The sequence below is a fragment of the Luteococcus struthionis genome (assembly GCF_048595755.1).
Lineage (GTDB): Bacteria > Actinomycetota > Actinomycetes > Propionibacteriales > Propionibacteriaceae > Luteococcus.
Map to the genome: position 1 here is coordinate 2416177 of NZ_CP184360.1, position 18603 is coordinate 2434779.

General features: G+C 67.2%; 16 protein-coding genes and 1 pseudogene. 9 read left to right on the forward strand and 8 right to left on the reverse strand.

The annotated features are described in order from the left end of the window. Positions 1 to 34 precede the first annotated feature (34 nt). The 6 genes and pseudogenes from ACOAMO_RS11170 to ACOAMO_RS11195 form a co-directional block, all read right to left on the reverse strand. Complete coding sequence (locus ACOAMO_RS11170; RefSeq protein ID WP_420174864.1) at positions 35 to 682, reverse strand: class I SAM-dependent methyltransferase; 648 nt, start codon at positions 680 to 682, stop codon at positions 35 to 37. Between the two features lie 2 nt (positions 683 to 684). Next, entirely contained in the window at positions 685 to 1083 is a 399-nt protein-coding gene (locus tag ACOAMO_RS11175) for an NUDIX hydrolase (RefSeq protein ID WP_420174865.1), read from the reverse strand. After that, a complete protein-coding gene (locus ACOAMO_RS11180) occupies positions 1080 to 1487 on the reverse strand; it encodes a hypothetical protein (protein WP_420177071.1) in 408 nt (135 codons plus the stop codon). The genes ACOAMO_RS11175 and ACOAMO_RS11180 overlap by 4 nt, the downstream gene beginning before the upstream one ends. A 177-nt stretch (positions 1488 to 1664) precedes the next feature. Continuing rightward, positions 1665 to 1955, reverse strand: a pseudogene (locus tag ACOAMO_RS11185) (HNH endonuclease); the annotation flags it as partial. 97 nt (positions 1956 to 2052) lie between these two features. Then, the gene (locus tag ACOAMO_RS11190; RefSeq protein ID WP_420174866.1) at positions 2053 to 3075 is read right to left on the reverse strand and encodes a DUF6414 family protein; all 1023 of its coding nucleotides are present in this window, start codon (positions 3073 to 3075) and stop codon (positions 2053 to 2055) included. Further along, positions 3072 to 3266 (reverse strand): hypothetical protein, encoded by a 195-nt coding sequence (locus ACOAMO_RS11195; protein WP_420174867.1) that lies wholly within the window; start codon positions 3264 to 3266, stop codon positions 3072 to 3074. The genes ACOAMO_RS11190 and ACOAMO_RS11195 overlap by 4 nt, the downstream gene beginning before the upstream one ends. Positions 3267 to 3751: 485 nt before the next feature. On the opposite strand from ACOAMO_RS11195, the gene ACOAMO_RS11200 reads away from it, so the two are divergent. Further along, positions 3752 to 4375, forward strand: coding sequence for a cysteine hydrolase family protein (locus ACOAMO_RS11200; protein ID WP_420174868.1), 624 nt, complete (start codon positions 3752 to 3754; stop codon positions 4373 to 4375). A gap of 9 nt (positions 4376 to 4384) precedes the next feature. Here ACOAMO_RS11200 and ACOAMO_RS11205 read toward each other — a convergent pair whose 3' ends face one another. Beyond that, complete coding sequence (locus ACOAMO_RS11205; protein WP_420174869.1) at positions 4385 to 4999, reverse strand: maleylpyruvate isomerase family mycothiol-dependent enzyme; 615 nt, start codon at positions 4997 to 4999, stop codon at positions 4385 to 4387. A 236-nt stretch (positions 5000 to 5235) separates the two neighbouring features. Between ACOAMO_RS11205 and ACOAMO_RS11210 the strand changes: the two genes are divergently transcribed. Genes ACOAMO_RS11210 through ACOAMO_RS11245 form a run of 8 tightly spaced genes read left to right on the forward strand, consistent with a single transcriptional unit; the run spans position 5236 to position 14138 of the window. Further along, positions 5236 to 6045 carry a hypothetical protein gene (locus ACOAMO_RS11210; RefSeq protein WP_420174870.1) on the forward strand — a complete coding sequence of 270 codons (810 nt, stop codon included), beginning with the start codon at positions 5236 to 5238 and terminating at the stop codon, positions 6043 to 6045. Further along, positions 6042 to 6911 carry a hypothetical protein gene (locus tag ACOAMO_RS11215; RefSeq protein WP_420174871.1) on the forward strand — a complete coding sequence of 290 codons (870 nt, stop codon included), beginning with the start codon at positions 6042 to 6044 and terminating at the stop codon, positions 6909 to 6911. The genes ACOAMO_RS11210 and ACOAMO_RS11215 overlap by 4 nt, the downstream gene beginning before the upstream one ends. Continuing rightward, positions 6911 to 7234 (forward strand): hypothetical protein, encoded by a 324-nt coding sequence (locus ACOAMO_RS11220; RefSeq protein WP_420174872.1) that lies wholly within the window; start codon positions 6911 to 6913, stop codon positions 7232 to 7234. Before ACOAMO_RS11215 ends, ACOAMO_RS11220 begins: the two co-directional genes overlap by 1 nt. A 1-nt stretch (position 7235) precedes the next feature. After that, positions 7236 to 8024 (forward strand): hypothetical protein, encoded by a 789-nt coding sequence (locus tag ACOAMO_RS11225; RefSeq protein WP_420174873.1) that lies wholly within the window; start codon positions 7236 to 7238, stop codon positions 8022 to 8024. 6 nt (positions 8025 to 8030) lie between these two features. Then, positions 8031 to 9605, forward strand: coding sequence for a hypothetical protein (locus ACOAMO_RS11230; RefSeq protein WP_420174874.1), 1575 nt, complete (start codon positions 8031 to 8033; stop codon positions 9603 to 9605). Further along, on the forward strand, positions 9602 to 11104 hold the full coding sequence (locus tag ACOAMO_RS11235) for an SCO6880 family protein (RefSeq protein ID WP_420174875.1): 1503 nt from the start codon (positions 9602 to 9604) through the stop codon (positions 11102 to 11104). Before ACOAMO_RS11230 ends, ACOAMO_RS11235 begins: the two co-directional genes overlap by 4 nt. Beyond that, positions 11104 to 12609 carry an ATP-binding protein gene (locus ACOAMO_RS11240; protein ID WP_420174876.1) on the forward strand — a complete coding sequence of 502 codons (1506 nt, stop codon included), beginning with the start codon at positions 11104 to 11106 and terminating at the stop codon, positions 12607 to 12609. The genes ACOAMO_RS11235 and ACOAMO_RS11240 overlap by 1 nt, the downstream gene beginning before the upstream one ends. 2 nt (positions 12610 to 12611) lie before the next feature. Beyond that, the gene (locus tag ACOAMO_RS11245; protein WP_420174877.1) at positions 12612 to 14138 is read left to right on the forward strand and encodes a peptidoglycan DD-metalloendopeptidase family protein; all 1527 of its coding nucleotides are present in this window, start codon (positions 12612 to 12614) and stop codon (positions 14136 to 14138) included. A gap of 172 nt (positions 14139 to 14310) precedes the next feature. Here ACOAMO_RS11245 and ACOAMO_RS11250 read toward each other — a convergent pair whose 3' ends face one another. Continuing rightward, positions 14311 to 16926: a DEAD/DEAH box helicase gene (locus ACOAMO_RS11250; protein ID WP_420174878.1), complete on the reverse strand. Its 2616-nt coding sequence runs from the start codon at positions 16924 to 16926 to the stop codon at positions 14311 to 14313. Positions 16927 to 18603 lie beyond the last annotated feature (1677 nt).

The following is an 18603-nucleotide window of genomic DNA, read 5'->3' on the forward strand; positions in this document are numbered from 1 at the left end:
TGCAGGCACCACTGACAGTTTTCCGACGGTTGCCTCAGCTGGCTCGTCGGGCGATGAGGACGGATTGGCCATCGCCCTCAGTGCCCATCGCTTCACGTTCCATTCGCGCCACGATCATCATCCCGTGCTGCTCCAGCAAGCCCGCCATCGTGTCCGGCGTGCGGTGCCAGCGGTTCAGGACGACGTCGTAGCCGAGCGCCTCATACCCCTTGCCGACCCTGCGCATTCCGTGACCGGTCTGGAAACCCGCGAGCAGCAGCCCGGCCGGCCGAAGTACGCGGACCATCTCGGTGATCATGATGTCGAGGTCCTCATCGGGATTGTGCATCGTGGAGGACCACGAGAACACTCCGTCGAAGTTGCCATCAGCGTATGGGAGGCGGGTCAGCGAGCCGATCTGGAGGCGAAAGGCAGGGTGGTCGCGACGGGCGCGGGCGATCATTCCCATGGACAGGTCGATGCCTTCGACATCGCAGTCTTTGCTGGCGAGGTGGGGCAGCATGCGACCGGCGCCACACCCAGCGTCAAGAACGTGCCGCGGTGCCGGTACCAGGCACGTGAACAGGTCGATCATCGCTACGTCGATGCTCTGTTCGGCGTCGAGACCGACGATGTCGTCGGCGTAGGCGTCAGCGACGGTGTCGTAGGTGGAGGCGGTGAGTTCCTCGTCGGCTGCTGTCATGCCTACAGCCTGCCCGAACCATCCAGTGCGGCGAAGACGTTGGGTAGACAGTCCGGGTCGGCCATGTCGAGTGCCTTTGCCTGCTCCAGAGTGAACCAGGACATGGCGTCATGCTCGTCGGGTGCGCAGTTGTCCGGTGTTCCCAGCCATTGCGTCGCGACGAATACATGCTTGCGAAGGCCGGAATGCATCTCGTACGTCGCAACCGGGATGACGTTGGACAGCTCGACACCGAGTTCCTCGCGGCACTCACGCACTGCCGCGACTGCGGGTGGTTCGCCCTCCTCGACGTGGCCTCCGGGAAGGTCCCAGCAATCGGGATAGTTCTCGCGGCCGGGATGGCGGTGCACCAGCAGGACACGGCCGCCTTGAACCAGTGCGACGACTGCGATGTCGGTCATGGGGCCGGTGCGCTGGCTCGGTCGCGCCGGGCTTGATGCTCGACCACGACGGGGATCAGCTCGTTCTCGAAGGGCCACCAAACGCCGATGGATCCTCCAAGGATCACCGCCCACCCGGTTTCTTGGTCTCTGCCCTTGAGCTCCACCATCACGATCGGCTTCACCCTCGTGAGGATCTCGGTGTTGATCGTGGTGGTGACGCGGAAAGGTGTCGCTGCTTTGACAGAAGGCCCCGTCGGGAGAGGCTGCTCTCCAGGGGTCTGCAGGGCTTCCAAGACCTCGCGCCGGACCTGCTTGCTCATGGGCGTCGTGGGGACTTCTTCCAACAGGAGACAGGCGCTGAGGTAGGCGGATTTCAACGCTCCTGTGTTGACTGCCACGGGATCGGGCAGCGCCATCGTCATGGAGCCGGTAACTCCCTCTTGCAGAACGCCGTGAAGAGCCGGCGGGAGCCCCCGAGTAGGGATGATGGCGGCCCCTTGGGGTGAGGTTCGGATCCATGCGGGACCGACCTTTCGTCGTCCCCTGACGCCCGAGGTCTCGAGCCAGAGATCCACTTGGGCGTCTCGCCATCGAAGTAGAGCTGCGTCTATGCGGGCCCCGGACTGGTTGTTGCACTGGGTGCACGTCTGGATCATGACCTGGCCCCCGATGCTGAATGGGGGGACATGCTCCCGCGAGTCCGCCGCGTTTGTCAGACAGATGGGGCAGATGTTGATCGTTGCGGCACGGGCGTAGGCGAGGGGGCGGCCGGGGACAGTTGTGGTTTCGGGATCGTCAGGAATGTGAAACTCGAGTAGTTCTTCGTCTGCACGGAAGCTTGCCGGCGACAGTGGTGGACGTACTCGGGGTTGACTTGGGGTATGAGTCATGTGAGGCCTTCCACGGACTGGGAATTTCTGGCGGTGAAAGCGCAGTGGGGGCTCCAAGTGCTGTGAGCTGCGGAGCCCCACTGCGGTTGACAGTCGGTCAGACGTAGATGGCGATTGGCATCACCTTGAACGAGGGGCCCTTGATTCGGGACTCGATCCCGAGGTCTTGGATGACCGTGGGCAGCCCATCAGCCTTTGTGGCTGCTGTCTCTTTCGAAATGCCCTGTTTCATCTCCTCGACCAGGGCGTCGACAGCGGCGGGTTGGATCCGATCCAGAAGCTTGTTGCGTTCGAGGAGCGGGCGGTCAACGGCGGTTCCGGCAGTCACCTTGGCCAGTACCCTGAAGCGTCCGTCGAGGATTCGGTCATGATCTTCCACGAGGAAGTGAGCTCGGTCGCAGATGGTGATAGCCGTAACCGTAACCTGCCCATCGTCGCCGATGGCCCCGTAGTACTCGAGCGTGTCGTTGCTGCGGAAATCCGACTTGATCGCATCGACCACTGCTACCCACAGCTCCTGCTGCGTGTCGATCCGGAGTCGCGCTTCGCTGGTCTTGCTCTGCTGGTCCTCAAAGTCGGTCCAGTCGATAACCCTGGTTACCTTGTCCATCTCCTGCTTCTGGACGATGGCCCTGACGATGGCCGGCGTGGCCATGTCCAAGATCGCGGGAATCTTGTCTGCCGAGAACTTCGCCTCGAACTCGACAATGTCGCCGGCGGACAGCGCCGCTGCGTCATCTGCCGAGGTGATTTGGTGGAGCAGGGACCGCTCTTCGAGAACTTGCCGGACCCTGTGCAGATAGCTCGCCTGAGAATAGGTGTACTCGATGGTGCTCTTCACGGTCGACACGTCGTTGGACGCCAAGGCAGCGGTGGCTGTGGCGTCGAGTGCAGCAGTGGCCTCTCCGAAGAATGGGACCCTGGCCTTCCCGTCGCCCTTGGCCTGTCCCTTGACGTCGCCGCTCTTCTTCCGGGTGGATTCACTGCCGGACTCATGCCGATGGATGGTCAGGAGGGCGCCGTCGCTGAGCTGTTGCAGAATCCCGGACACGTAGTCCGGGTGTTGGTAGATCGAGACAGTGGGAGTAGCGAGCACTGGCACGTTCTTCTTGCCGCTCATGCGGCGCCGCCCTGGGGGATGGTGGTGTCGGGGTGGCGCTGGGCGGTGGACGGCTGCACGAATCGTCCGGTGATGGTGCTGCGGTAGCCGTTGGCCTTGGATCCGTTGCTGATGGTGACCGTGGTGCGGGGGTTCTTCGCGGCGGTCTTGTTGGTGACGAACCGGCCAGTTCGTGCGCTTCGTGCGGCCATGGTGTTCCTCTGTCTCCCCATTTGGTGGGGGTCTGGTTGGAGCGCTGCTTGACGGGTACCGTCTGTGGCCTACGGACCAGGTAGAGCCAGCCCCGGCATCCGCCACCTCGGCGGGATTGCTGGGGCTGCGTGCTTCACTCATGAAGTTACCCGGACCTGCCGACAATTTCGAAGCCCACAGTGCGTGTCGCGGCTGCATGTAGTAGAAAGTGGGATTCCAGAGAACTAGATGTAGTATTTTCTGCTGTCGCTTGGTGCAGGAACAGGGGCTCTGGGATGGGCGCTTCTGCTCAGGTGATCGCCCACTTTTGGGGGTCTTTTGAGAACGGTCCAGTGTGAGTTCGCGTGGCGGCGGAGCAGGTCTCGGGTGCCGCTGTAGCTGGATAGTCCCGAGAGCTTGCGCGGCCCTGGCCCAGTGGCAACGTTGGGGAGTTGTCCACGGATTCAGCGAGTCGGCACCGAGGGCCTGGGTGATACTCGCGGGCATGGACTATACCGCCATCGAGTGGGATGCGGCCGCGCTGGTCGTGATCGACGTGCAGAACGACTTCGTCGATGGGGCCATGCCCGTCCCAGGCACAACCGAGGTGTTGCCCCAGCTGGAGCGGTTGGTGGTTGCCTTCCATAGTGCGGGGCGTCCCATAGTGCACGCCATCAGGCTCTATGAGCCGGGCAGCGGCGATGCTGATCCGGTACGGCGTGCGGCCATCGAGCAGGGCGCACGGATCGTGGCACCGGGCACGTCGGGGGCCGAGATCCCCGCGACCATCACCGGGGCGGCCGTCCGGCTGGACACAGGAGCGTTGCTGGCAGGCCAACCACAGTCGGTCGGACCCGACGAGGTGATCTTCTACAAGCCTCGCTGGAGTGCGTTCTTCCGCACCGAGCTGCAGTCCTGGTTGGCCGAACGGCAGGTCACGTCGGTGCTGGTCGCGGGCTGCAACCTGCCGAATTGCCCGCGTGCCACCTTGTTCGATGCGACAGAGCGCGATTTGCGTGCGGGGGTGGTAACCGATGCGGTGTCGCAGGTCACGCCTGATCGGTTGGCTGATCTTGCGCAGATCGGCGTCCAGCAGGTGACGGTGGACGAGGTGCTCCAGCACCTATGACGTTGCTCCTCAGCTCGAGCGGTGAGACACGGCGCCGGTGAGCTGGTCCCATCCGGCGTCGCGTCGGGCCAGGGCCAGCAGGATCGCCCGCGCCGGGGCGGTGACCAGGGGGCCGTCGCCGTGGCTCCAGTTGATGTCGTCGGCTTCCAGTCGCACCCCGTTCAGTTGTCGGCTGGCGGCGCGTGTCTTCGGGCTTGGTCCGGCGAGGTGGTCCAGGGCCACGGCGAGGTGCTCGTCGGGGACGTGGTGGGTGAGGCCGAGTGGGGTGGTGATGTCGAGCCCGTGGACGATGACGTCGGTCAGCGGCGCCTCGGGTCCCTGGCCGGGCGGGGTGAAGCGGTGGTCGGCCTTGTCGCGCAGGATCTCGACGATCTCGGCGAACGGCCGCTGCGCCTGCTTGCGGGCGAGGGCGTTGTTGGCGACATCGAAGTTGCCGCGGTGGCGCAGCATCGCTGCCATGAAACCGAGCAGGCCGACCTCCATCGGCATGACCAGGTGCGCGGCGACCTGCTTGACGGTCCACTCGCTGCACAGGCTCTGGGCTTCTTGCTGGTCAGGCGTGAGGTCTTCGAGCAGGTCGGCAAGGGAACGACGCTCGCTGGCGATGACCGAGAACAAGTCCATGCCCCAAGTCAAACACGTCGCGGGCCAAAGCCGACAGGTGACGGCTCTGATCGCTCGCTGGAGCGCCGGTCGCACGGGCTTGCGGGGGAACGCTGTGCTGGCTAGGGGTTTCTCCGACCGATGGTGTCGTATTTTCCCTGCGTTCCCCCAGCAGTCTGGGCTGTGGAGGAACGAAAGCGAGGACGTTGTTGTGTCCATCTGTGTCCATGACAGGCACCCACGACAGGGAGATGGACATGGACACGTTGCGCGAGGCGCTGGGCACTGAGTTTCTGCTGCAGGCGGCTGATCGGCTGGCCCCGGGTTGGGGGATCAGTCATCCGGATCTGGGCTTGTTGAGGTCGGTCGACGATTTCCGTCGGGCGTCGCGGACCGGCGATGTGATGGCCCGTGATGATGTGCTGATCGCGTTGGCGGGGCTGGCTCATGTGGAGGGCGAGAACTGTCCGGAGGCGGCGGCGGTGTTGTGCGAGTTGTTGATTCCGGGGACGTTGGCGAAGCTTCGTCGGCATCGTCCGGGGTCGTTGCCGATGTCGGCGTTGTGTGATGTGGCGGCGCAGCATCTGTGGATGGGGGCGCGGACCTTTGAGTGGCGGTCGCGTCGCAAGGTGGCGGCCTCGATCCAGTGGCAGGTGCGTCGGGCGACGTTCGCGGATCTGGGGATCCAGGCGAAGGACCGTGGCGATCGGACGTGGGCGAACACGCAGCCGATGGACGACCAGGTGCTGGAGGGCTTGATGGTCGACGACGCCAGCGCTGAGCCGTGGGTGGAGCCGGCGGAGGAGTTGTCGGCGGTGTTGCAACAGGCGGCGCGGGCTGGGGCGGTGTCGCCGGATGATGCGGCGCTGTTGCGGCTGGTGGTGTCGGTGGGCCATGAGGTGCCGACCCGGAGGGTGGGCGTGCACGGTTTGATGTCGCGGCAGGCGTCGGCGGTGGTGGCGCAGCAGCTGGGGATCTCGCCGAGTTCGGCGCGGCGTCGGGTGGGGCGGGTGCTGGGCCGGTTGCAGGACGCGAACCGGCAGGGTCTGTTCCTGGACGTGGCGTGAGCACCGACCAGGCGGTGGCGGGTTGGGTCGACGTGACCACACCACCAGTTTCGATGCCTGTGATGGCGCCGAGCGTGGCGGAGCTGCGCCGCGCCTGGGATGCCGTCAGCCAGGGCCGCTATGCCAACCCCGAACCCATCCAGCCGCCGCCCGCCACTTCGGCCGTGGCTGTGCCCGGGCTGGATGGCGAGGAGCCCTCGGTGTCGGCGTGGCGACCGGCTGAGGCGTTGGTTGTGGTGGTGGGTGCGCATGCGCAGGCGGGCGCCTCGACGGTGGCTCTGGCGGTGGCGCAGGCCGATCCGTGCGCGAGGCTGCTCGAGATCAGCCTGCCGGCCGGCTCGGGGTTGGCCGGTGCCGGGTCGGCGGAGTTGGGGGAGTTGTCGTCGTGGGTGCGCTCGCAGCGCGACGGGGTGGTGATCGAACGTCCGGCCACCGTCGAGGCGGGTGATCCGTTGCCGCTGGATCGGGTGGTGCGGCGCACGGTGTTGGATGCCGGCTTCCATCCGTGTGCGTCGGGGCCCGGGTGGGTTGCGGCGACGGTTGCCGCCGCGGAGGTGGTCGTGGTGGTGGCGGCCGGGACGGTGCCGGGCATCCGCCGCCTCGAGGTGGCGGTCGGCGAGCTGGGGCCGGATCGTTGCGTCGCGGTCGTGCGGGCGGTGTCGGGTGGTCGGTTGCCGCGTCAGGTGCGCGCAGCGATGGGGCCGGTTCTGCAGCGGCTGGTCGACGAGCACCGGTGGGCGGTGATGCCGTGCGATGGCCGGTTGTTGGTGACCGGATTGTCTCCGGCGCCGTTGTCGAAGTCTGTGGTTTCGGCCGGGCACACCGTGCTCGGCCTGCTGAGCGAATGCGAGAAGGGGACGAAGTGATGCTCGACGTGGGATTGGTGCTGTTGGAGATCTGCCCGCTGGCGCCGCCTGGGGCGCAGAAGTATGCCGACCAGCTCACCGGCTATGTGCTGTGGGCGGTGTTGGCGATGTTCGTGGTCGGGGTGGTGGTCTCGATCGGCGCGATCGTGGCGGGTCGCATCTTCTCGATGCCGCATGCCAGCAAGGCCGGTGTGGTGGGCGTGGCGGTGGTCTTCCTGGCCGCGATCGCCTACCTGGTGCTGCCGTCGCTGATTTCGAGCATCACCGGTAGCGGCTGCATCGCCGACGCACCCGGCGCACCATCGGCCAGCCAGGAGCCGTGACATGACCGGCGACCAGCCCCAGGCGTGGAGCCGCCGCCGGTTGTGGGCGCTGTTGGCTGGGCTGTGCGTGGTCGGGGTGGCGCTGCTGGTCGGCTTGGGTTTCGCGATCCGCACGGCCGTCGTCCACGCCACCCGCACCACCCCGGCCGCAGCGACCCATCCTGCCGACGGACGGGTGGATCGGGACGGGCTGTTGGCCGCGCCGATGCTGCAGGTGGCGCCGGCGGATGCGTTGGGTGGTGCTCCGGCGGTGGAACCCGCGGCGGCGTTGACGGTGCCGAACTCGACCCGGACGGGTCCGGCGCGGGTGGTGACGGGTTTTCCGCGCACGCCGGCCGGTGCGGTGGGGCAGTTGGCGGCGATCGAGCAGACGGTGCTGTCCGAAATGGACGTGGCCCGCGCGGGCGAGGTGCATCGGGCCTGGGTCGTCCCGGGTGCTGTGCCGGTGGGCGAGTGGCCGTTGGTGCGGCACGTCCAGTCCTTCCTGAGTTCGGCGGGCATGACGGGACGCCTGGAGGCTGGGGCGCGGGTGACGGTGGATCCGGTTGCCGCTCAGGTGAAGGGCACCGATGGTGCGGACTGGGTGGTGGCGTGTGTGTTGGTGGACGTGCGGGCGCTGGTGCGGGTCGAGTCGCGGATGGCCTACGGCTATTGCGAGGCCATGGCATGGCGCGGGGACCGGTGGATGGTGGCCTCGCCTCGTGCGGCTGCGGTGGCGCCGTCGACCTGGCCGGGTACCGAGTTGGCGGCGCGGGCCGGGTGGCGCACTTGGCACGTCGCGGGGGAGTAGTCGGCGATGCTGTGGGATCCGTTCGGGGCGTTGGCTGATCGTGCGTCGAAGGTGGTGGTCGACGGGTGGACGGCGATGATGCTGAGCCTGTGGCAGGCCGGGCTGTGGCTGTTGCGGGTGGTGTTGAAGTTCGAGGCCGCGCTGCTCACCCCGGACGTGACGGAGCAGGGGCCGGCGCAGTTGGCCTACCGCTCCACGTTCTGGATGGCCGGGGCGTTGGCGGTGCTGATGGGGTTGGTGCAGCTGTTCGTCGTGCTGGCCCGACGCGACGGCAAGTCGTTGGGGCGGCTGGTGGTCGGGGCGGGCCAGTTCTGCATGGTGTGGGTGGCCTGGTTGAGCTACGGGGCGCTGGTGGTCTCGGCCTGTGGCGGGTTGAACCAGGCGTTGATGAAGAGCTTGTTGTCGATCGATGCGTGGGATGCGTGGCAGCCGCTCAAGCCGTTGTCGGGTCAGGACGTCAGTGACGCCGTGCTGGCGACCGTGCTGGGGCTGATGGGGCTGTTCTTGTGGATCGCGGCGATCGCGCACTTCGTGATCCTGCTGGCCCGGGCCGGTGGGTTGTTGGTGCTGGCCGCGACCGCGCCGATCTCGGCGGCGGGTCTGTTGTCCGAGGTGGGACGTCCGTGGTTCTGGAAGTCGCTGCGCTGGTTCCACGCCGCCGCGCTGGCGCCGGTGTTGATGACCTTGACGATGGGCTTGGGGGTGCAGATGTCCAACGGCGTCGCACTGGGGTTGGCGACGGGGCCGGAGTCGGCGATCGGGACGGCGGTGCCGGGGGTGTTCATGATCCTGGTCTCGGCGGTGGCGCCGGTGGCGCTGTTCAAGTTGTTGGCCTTCGTCGACCCGGGCACCAACTCCGGTGCCGCGGTGCGCGCAGGCCTCGCCGGGGTGGGCGGCATCTCCGGCCTGCTCAGCGGGCTGGGTTCTGGTCTGGGCGGCAAGGCGTCCGGGACGAGTGCCTCCGAGACCGATGAGCACGGACGCTCCGCTGGCGAGCAGGCCTCCCAGGCCGCGACGGCGGCACGCTTCCAGAACGCCACACCGTCGACCAATTCCGCACCGGCCGGCGGGCCGTCTGCGGCTGCCGCCGGCGGCGGCACGGCATCCGCGGGTGGTTCTGCAGCTGCAGGGGGTGCTGCGGCGGGGGTGTTGGGTGTGGCGGCGGCGATTGGTGCGACCGCGGCGACGGGTCTGCGGACGATGGCCCACCTGGGTGGGGCAGGGTCGGCATTGTTCAGCGATGCCACCAACCAGCTCGGGGTGGGGCACAACACCTACCAGCCGGACTTCACCCGCACCCCCGGACAGGGCAGTGGTGGTGCGCCGCAGGGTCTGGCGGAGGCCGACGCCGATGCCGCCAACGGCAACGACGGCACCCTGCCGACCCCGTCCAGCGCGCCACCGATGCTCGACGAGCCGGTCGTCCAGCCGCTGCCACCCCAGCATCCCATGCCACCACCGGCACCCCACCAAGGGGCAGGACAGCGGCCAGCCCCACCACGCTCCGGCACCGCTCCGACCCCGGGCCAACAAGACCCGAAGCCGGGTGGGGACGTGAAAGATGGAGGAGGCAGGTCGTGACGATCTACAGCGACTACACGCGGGACCGGATTGGGTGGTTCTTCGGGCTACGCGCCTGGCAGTTGGCGGCGGTGTCGGTGTCGACGCTGCCGGTCTTCTGGGCCATCCAGCGCCAGGCGTGGCTGTCGATGCTGCTGTTTGCCGTGGTGTGGGCGGTGGTGGTGCTGGTGACGGCGGTGCAGGTGAAGGGCCGTCCGATGTTGGGCTGGTTGTGGGCGTTGACGTGCTTCACCGTTGGCGCTGCCACGGGGGCGCGTCGGTTCACCGCCCGCGCAGCCCAGGGCAAGGCCACCAACCCGGAACAGGTTGATCTGCCGGGGGTGTTGTCGGGGGTGGAGATTCACGACGGCCCACCGACCGGGGCGGCGGCACGGCGGGTGGCGTTGGTGCAGAACCACGCGGCCCGCACCTGGGCGGTGACCTGTGCGGTGACCCATCCCGGGATCGGGATGAGCGACGTCGACGAACGATCCCGGCAGGCCGCTGGCCTGTCGAGCCTGATCGATGCGACGGCGCGGGCGGAGTTGGCCGACGAGCTGATCGTGCAGGTCCGCACCGTGCCCGACGACGGGGCGGAACGCTCGATCTGGGTGGAGCAGCACCGCCGCCCCACCACGCAGGGACTGTCGCGTCGGGTGAATGATGACCTGCATCGCTCGTTGTCCAGGGCGAGCGTGCGCACCGAGGCGTTCGTCACCGTCGTCGTGCCCGAGGCCCGGCTGGCCCGGGTGGCACGGCATTCCGGTGGTGGGTTGGCTGGTCGGGCGCGGGTGCTGGGCAGTGTGATGGCCGAGGTCGAGGCGGCGCTGCGGGGCGGGTTGGGCATGACGCAGGTGTCGTGGCTCACGTCGCCGGAGTTGGCGTTGGCCTGTCGCAGTGGCTTCGCGCCGGGCGACCGGGCCGGGATCGTCCAGGCTCTGGCTGAGCACCAGCACGACCCAAGGGTGGAGGCGGGGGTGCCGTGGGCGATGGCTGGTCCGTCGGGGGCGGAGGCGACGGTGCGGCACTACTCCCATGATGCGTGGAACTCGATCAGCGCGACGGTGATGCTGCCCGCCAACGGGGCGGCGTTGGGGGCGTTGGCGCCGGTGCTGACCCCGGATGAGGCGGGGGAGCGGCGCTCGTACATGGTGTGTTTCCCGATCCTGACCCAGCAGCGCGCCGAACGGCACAGCGACTCGGCCGAGTTCGCCGCCGACATGGGCGGTGAGCTGCGCCGCCGCGCGGGGGTGAAGGCCAAGGCCCGTCACCGCAACGACGCCGCCAAGGCGCACGGCGTTGACGAGAAACTGGCCCGCGGCGCCGCGCTGATGCGCCCGTATGCCGTGTGCACCGTCACCGCGCCCAAGACCGTCGCGATCGCCGACTACGGACGACGCCTCGACGCGTCCATCCGCCGCGCCGGATTCGCGCCCCTGCGCCTTGACCTGGCCCAGGACGCCGGCTTCCTGGCCTCCACCATCCCGCTTGGCCTCGGCCTGACCAGGACGGTGAACTGATGACCGCCCGCACCGGACGCGACGTCGCCCACCTGCTGGCCGACTTCGGCCACGACCTGCCCACCCCACCCCCAACCCCGCCCAGCCGACGGGACGGCAGGTTGTTCCACCACGCCCCAGCCCGTGGCGCGTTCCGGCGGGGGCGCGGCTGGGCACCCTCAGGGGCGCCGGTGGCGGCGTGGCGGATGACCTCCGACCAGGCCGGGGTGTGGTGGCCGTTCATCGCCACCCCCGGCCTGCCACCCACCGGCGCGCAGATGGGCATTGACCAACTCTCCGGCGGCTCTTTCTACGCCGACCCCCTCGGTTGGGTCCTCGACGACCAGATCCCCGTCACCAACCCCAACGTGATGGTCTTCGGCAAACCCGGACGCGGCAAGTCCGGCACCACCAAGGCCTTCCTGCTGCGCATGATGGACTTCGGCTACCGAGCCCTCATCCTGGGCGACCCCAAGGACGAGTACGAAGCCTTGTGCCACGCCCTGGGCGTCGAACCCTTCGCCATCGGCCGCGGCCTCGCCACCCGCATCAACCCCCTCGACCTCGGCCCCCTCGCCGACGGCTGGGAACGGCTTAGCCGGGCGGAGGCACAGCGCCGTTCCGCGCTGGTCTTCAGCCGCTGGCTCACCCTCGTGCGCGGGCTGGTCGGGTCACAGAAGGTGGGGGAGCAGCGCGTCCCCTTCGGCCCCTCCGACGAGGTCGTCGTCAAGACCGTCCTGGCTCACCTGTCCGGCTACCGCGACGCCGCCACCCGATTGACCGAACCCACCATCCCGCAGCTGTGGCGAGCCCTCGACGAACCCACCGACGAGCTGGTCGCCGCGTGCCGCTACCGCGACCGGCGCCACTTCCTCGACGAAACTCGCCTGCTGCGCGACGCCCTGGGCCAACTCGTCTCCGGCGCCCTGGCCGGGCTGTTCGACGACCACACCAGCATCCACGTCGACTGGCGCGCCCCCATCCAGTCCCTGTCCCTGTCCCGCCTCGAACCCTTCGGCGACGAAGCCGTCGGCATCGCCCTGACCTGCCTCAACTCCTGGGGACGCGCCATGCGCGAAGTCGCCGAGGTCGGGGACCTGCGCATCGTCGTGCGCGACGAAGCCTGGAAACAGCTACGCCTGGGCCCCGACGCGGTCAAGAGTTTCGACGCCGACCTGCGCTTCTCCCGCCGCGACGGCGACATCCAATGGGCCGTCATGCACAAACCCTCCGACCTGCTCTCGGCCGGAGACCACGGGTCCCAGGCCACCACCATCGCCAAGGACCTCCTGCACCTGGCCGACATCAAGATCCTCCACGGACAGGACCGCGCCGTCGCCACCGAACTCGAACACCTCCTCGGCCTGGGCCCCATCGCCCAGGACGTCATCACCACCTGGGCCATGCAAGGCAAAGGCCGAGCCCTCTGGCAGGTCGCCGACCAGCTCTACAAGGTCCAGACCTACCTCCACCCCCTCGAAGAACGCCTCACCTTCACCAACGACGCCATCGCCACAGCAGGCTGACCATGACCAAACTCCTCGCCACCCTCGCCGCCCTCATCACAGCACTGCTGGCCGTGCCCATCGCCTGCGCCGCACTCGCAACCACCAGCAACGCCGCAGCAGAACCCGAGACGGTCACGGACCCGGCCTGTCTGCAAGCTGCGCCGGCGGCGGGGCAATGGCGCGCCCCTCTGGCCACCGGCTACGCGATCACCTCCCGGTTCGGGATGCGCCTGCACCCCGTCAGGCGCGTGTGGAAGCTGCACAACGGCGTCGACCTCGTCGCCCCACCCGCAACCCCCGTCGTCGCGGCAGCCGGCGGCACCGTCACCACCGCCAGCCCCCATCCGGCGTGGGGCAACCACGTCGTCATCCGCCACACTGGCGGCATCAGCACCCTGTATGCCCACCTCGCCACCATCAAGAGCGGCATCAAGCCCGGCAGCCGCGTGACCGCCGGCCAAGTGCTGGGGGCACAAGGCTCCACCGGCTACTCGACCGGCGCGCACCTGCACTTCACCGTCACCGTCAACGGCACCGACGTCGACCCCCAACCCTTCATGACCAGCCACGGCGCCCCACTCGACGGCCATCCCACCGCCACAACACCCGCCCGCCACACGGAAGGGACAGCCGAAGGTGGTGTCGGATTCGACCTGCCCCAACCGTCCGTGCGACAGGACTCCCTGCACAACCCAGCCCTGCCCATCCCCGCCCAGGTGGAGAAGCTCTACAAGGACGCAGCCGCCAAGTACGGCCTGCCCTGGACGCTGCTGGCCGGTATTGGCATGGAAGAGACCGCCCACGGCCGCAACACCGCCACGTCCAGCGCTGGGGCGCAAGGGCTGATGCAGTTCATGCCCGCCACCTTCGCCCACTACGGCGTCGACGCAAACCACGACGGACGAACCGTCATCACCGACCCGGCCGACAGCATCCACTCTGCCGCCAACTACCTCGTCGCCTCCGGCGCCCTCAAAGGCCCCGACGGGATCCGCCGGGCGCTGTTCGCCTACAACCACGCCGACTGGTACGTCGACGATGTCCTGCACTACGCGCACACCTACGGCGGAGGCACCGTCACCGGCACTACGACCGCCTGTGAACCAGGCATCGAAACATCCATCGGCTCCGGCACCGAGCCCCTACCCGCCGGTCAGACTGGCCGTGTCTTGGCCTGGGCGAAGACCAAGCTCGGCGGTCCCTACGTGATGGGTGCAGCCGGGCCAACGGCCTACGACTGTTCCAGTTACGTCCAAGCCGCCTACCGCACCGCGGGAATCACGCTGCCCCGCACAGCCCAAGGCCAACGCGACTGGCTCGCCGCCGGCCACGGCGAACGCATCCAACCCGGCCAGGAGAAGCCTGGCGACCTCATCTTCATCAACAGCTACCTAGGCCCCACCCGCATCGGCCACGTCGCCCTCGTCTGGAACCCCAAAAACAAACAGACCATCGAAGCGGCCAGCCGTAGCCGAGGCATCGTCATCGGTGACTACGAGAGCTGGACGGGCAAGCAGATCTTCGAGATCTGGCGGGTCCACGGTTGATGGCATTGCCCCTGCTGCGCAGCAGCAGCTCGCCGCCGTCTCCGCCTACTAGTACGAGGATGATTCTGGACCTGACGGTCAGGGCCTGGGGCGGGCCATCGGCAGGAGGAACCCCGCCTCCGGTGGGCAATGTCTTTCGGAGTGTCCGAGCGAAAGACAGTGCGGAGACGCGCTACGTAGTCGGCACCCCACCTACGAACTGCAAGGGCTGCATCGTAAGAGTTGTGACCCACTGGCTCGGCAGGCAGCCTTGCTCCTTCAAGGAGTCTAGGATGGCCGCTTCCTGCAAGTCCGGGCCGAGCCTGCGCGCCTTCTGAAGGGCTCGCTCGAGCCGGACCAAGAGGTCATATGCGGCGTCTGACTGAACGTAGAAGAGGTTGTCGTCGGCAACGAGTTTCGCGGAGGGATCGATGCTCGTTTGGGGCGTCGCATAGCACGTGAAAGATGACACCGGCGCGGTCTCGTTCCGCTTGCCGGCGACAAAGTTCAGGTGGCCGCTGGCCTCGCGCACCTTGGATGCTTGAATGTTCGAAGTGGGGCTTGCCTCGCTCTTAGCTTCCCAGCACACCCACAGCTGATCCTGGAAAATCCATGTCGAGTCGGGTGCCGCATGTGCTTTGGCGGAGTCGTACGACTCGTCCGCCCCGGCATATCGGCCCAGCGTCTTGAGGCCGGCTTCGTAGGCAACGAATGGCGTCTGGGACAGACCAGCTTTGGCGGCATCTAGCTCGGTCTGGTTCTTCTTGATCGACCATGTGGCGAGTAGTGCGACGAGGTTCTTCGCCGCATGGCGGTCGAGGTCGTCGTACTCGTCGGCTTTGGCGAGCGCGTCGGCGTGTTTTGCCAGGTGTGTGAGCCACGAGGTGCCGCGGCCTGCAACGCGCGCGTCGGCGATCATGGACGCGGCGGCCCTGCCGAGGTCGCCTGTTGGGTCGCCGTTTTCGCGTGCGAGGGTCTTCGTCCAGCTCGCGGCAAGGTAGTGCCAAAGCGCTGAGTAGCGGGATGCCTTGGGGTGGGCGGATAGCTCGTCGAGGACGATGCGCGCCTCCATGAGGGCGCTGTCGAGATCGCCTTCCCACCATGCGCGTGTTGCCCTGACCTCAGCAGCGGCTGCTGCTGCGAGCGCTGCTGTGGCGGGCGGGTCGACGCGGGTACGGGCGTCGCGCTCCTCCACGATGTCGCCCTCCACGTCGAACCAGTCTTTCCCTTGGCGGAGAAACAGATCGATGTTGTCATTGACTTGCGCGACCGGCTTCTCCAGCGATTGCTCGCGCCCGAAGTCGATTTCGGCCTGCAACTCTTCGCGAAGCGCGGTCAGCACGTCTCCCGCAATGATGAAATTGGTCAGGTCATCGCGGATGACTACCACGGTGGCGTAGTCCTTCGCGTTACGGGTCGCGCGGCCTACGCCTTGGACGATGCGGGCACGAAGTCTCTCTTGGAGGACTGCGCCCGCGCCGAGCGACTCGTAGAGGAATCTCTCCTGCAGGTCGCCCTGTGCGGGAAGCCCGGCGAGAACGATGAGGCGACAGCTGTCGTCGGGCAGATCGATCCCGTCGTACCTATTCGCCAGATCGAGGAGCGCCTTCGGGTTTTGCGTGAACAGCGAGATGTCGTCCTCCACGTCGTGCCCGTCGAGGCGCTGGTATTCCTTGGGTAGCGCGCCGAGGGCGGCTACCGCGTCAGAGATGTAGCCGGCGGGGGTGACGAGGGCGGCGCGGCCGTGTTTCGTGATCGTGGACGCTAGCCAAGGGCCGAGCAACGCTCCATCCTTCGCGATCTCGCTGGTCCATTCGGGGAAAACGAAGAACCGACGCCCAGTACCCTGTTTGTCCCAGCCGCGGGGTACCGCCATCCGCGCGATGCTGGTGCGCCCGAAAGCGCGTTCTAGCTCGCCTCCTGCACCGAGGGTCGCGCTCATGTAGACGCGCCGCCGAGGGTTGTCGAAGGCAGGGTGGAAGGCTGTGGGGGTGATGAGGGGCCGTATGAGGATGCGGCTGTGAGAGACGTAGAAGAGGCAGCTGCCGAGGCGGCCCGCGAGCATAGAGAGGCTGAAGTTGATGGTCCGGGGCAAGGTGCCGTCGCGCACGGCGGCGTCCAAGGTCTGTTCGATAACGCTTACCTTTGCAGCCACGACACTCGGCGATACGAGGTGAACGGCCCGGTGGTACTCGCGGAAGGACTCGTCGTTGCGGAGCCCGATGACCACTGTGGGGTCCAAACCGTCGGCTAGCGTGGCCAACAGCGTCTGATAGGCGCGTTCCTCCCGCTTGACGTCGATGCTCCACGCGGCAGCTACCGGCTGTTCGCCCGCGTGGGCGTCATCCAGGATCAAGCTGCCTGCTCCTGCGAGAGCAGGGTTTGAGTTAAAAACGTGGCTGTAGGTTGACACGGCCATCGCCGCCGCGGAGGTGAACTTGGCCCGCGCAGCTTGGTCCCACGATTTTGATGGGCCGATCAGAAGCACGCACTCCACCCCGTAGGATTTGAGGCGCTCAGCGGCCTGCGCGGCAAGCTGCCGGGTGGGGCAGATGTACGCGACCGGCTCACGCTCGGACAATCGAATCCACTCCCCGATCACACCGCCGACGAGCGTCTTGCCCGCGCCGGTGGGTAGTTCGAGCGCGACATCGGGAGCCTGCCGAAAGTCCCTGTACCAGTCGCGCAGCAGATCGGTCTGATGGCCCCATGGGCTGTCGGGACCGCTGTTCGTCCGCGCCAAGTGTCGGTAGAGCGCCTCGGGATCTTCCGGCACCGCACCTCGTCTGGCCTTACGCTCGAACGCCACGTCATCCTCCCCGGCTTGCCTTGACGGACCCATGATGCCGTCCTGGCCGCGACCTGGTGTGAAGGACTCGCGGACACCGGGCGAACCTCGGGCCCGCCGTCGTATCGTCCGACGGGAGGGCTCGCGGTGCTCGTGCTGGCGCGGCCGGCGCTCGGAACGCCTTCTGTGCCATTGCCGTGGAACGGATTTGCAGCGGTTGTCTCGGGCAGATCGTGGCCTTCGCCCCGAGACCCGGTGCCGCGCCAGCGAACTCCCACCGGCTGCGCTTCATCCGGTAGTGCCACAGGGCCGAAAAGTCAGCAGCGGTCAATCGGGACGGCGGGGGATGAGGTCGGCCTGACCCTGGGGTTCCCCAACGGCAACCCCCTGTCCAAACACACCACAACGACGCATCCCAAAGCATCCAACCGCGCGGGCATCTGCTCAACGCAACGGTGTTAGCGGTTAATCACGATGTCGTACCTCATGGCTTGGAAGCCCCTGCCGACCCGGCGCATCCCCTGAACAGTCTGGCACGCCATCGGCGGATGCTCACCCGGTGCGAGCACGGACCATCTCGGCAAGCATGCGATCCAGGTCCTCATCGGGTTTTGGATCGTCGAGCACCACGAGAACAGGCCATCAAAGGTGCCGTCGGGATGATCGATGTCCCTCAACGTCCCAACGGTCACCGGGAACCCCGGATGGTCCAGTCGCGCGCGACCATCTGCTCGGACAGGTTAAGTCCTTGGTCGTCACATCCGCGTCAGCCAAGTAGGGCAGCATCCGCCCGGCCCTGCAACCGGCATTCAGGACTCGGCGAGGCTCCGCGAGGAGGCCGATGAAGTGATCGATCATTGCAAGATCCACCGACTGCTCCGGCTCGCTCTCCACAATCCGTTCAGCGTAGGCATCGGCGACGTTGTCATGGGCGGTCCTGGTCAGGGCTTCCTCGTCTTCTGAGGGCCGTGTTCGGGCGCTCGCACGTCGTTCATACTGGCTAGGTGACGAGGCAGCAGGTTGTTCGGTTCGCTGTGACCCTTCCCGGAGCTGATCCAACGACAGTACTGGGAACCAGTGCGACCATGCGGGTATGGACACTCCACGACGACGTCTACGTTGGCTCTCGCCAAGGGGCCAAGACCCTCAAGGTCTCCTTCCACGGGGCACGGCTGGAGCAATCTGAGGCATGGCAGCTCGGATACACCCGCGAGCACTGGAAGAGCGGCGAGGAGCCGTTGTGGATCGGCCCAGACCGAATTGTTCAGACGTGGCGCCCCACTCCGATTGTCAGCGGTTTCAGGACGATGCTAGTGATGGACTTCTACCGTGGGGCTCTGCGCCCGCAGCCCCCTGACTCCGGGGCGGTCCACCTCGAGTTTCCCCCAGATCTGGAGGGGTTCGTGCGCGTCCTCTTGGTAGAAACGGAACGCGCGGCCAACAGCGTCCGCGGGCAAGTGGCTAATCCCCTGAACCTGCCCAGCGGGCGACAAATATGGCTGTCGGCACAGGTGCGAGAGGACCGCGCGTCGGCGAAGGAGGAGGTGCACCCAGCTGAGGTCGTCATCATGACGCCGTCCACAGTGGACATTGATGGCTCCGCGACCCCCCGTCTGGAATTCCGGGGCGCGAACCTGGACTGGGACTCTTTCGCAGATCATCGCCCCGCCTGCCCGTGGCCGAGGCCGGCCAGCCCGC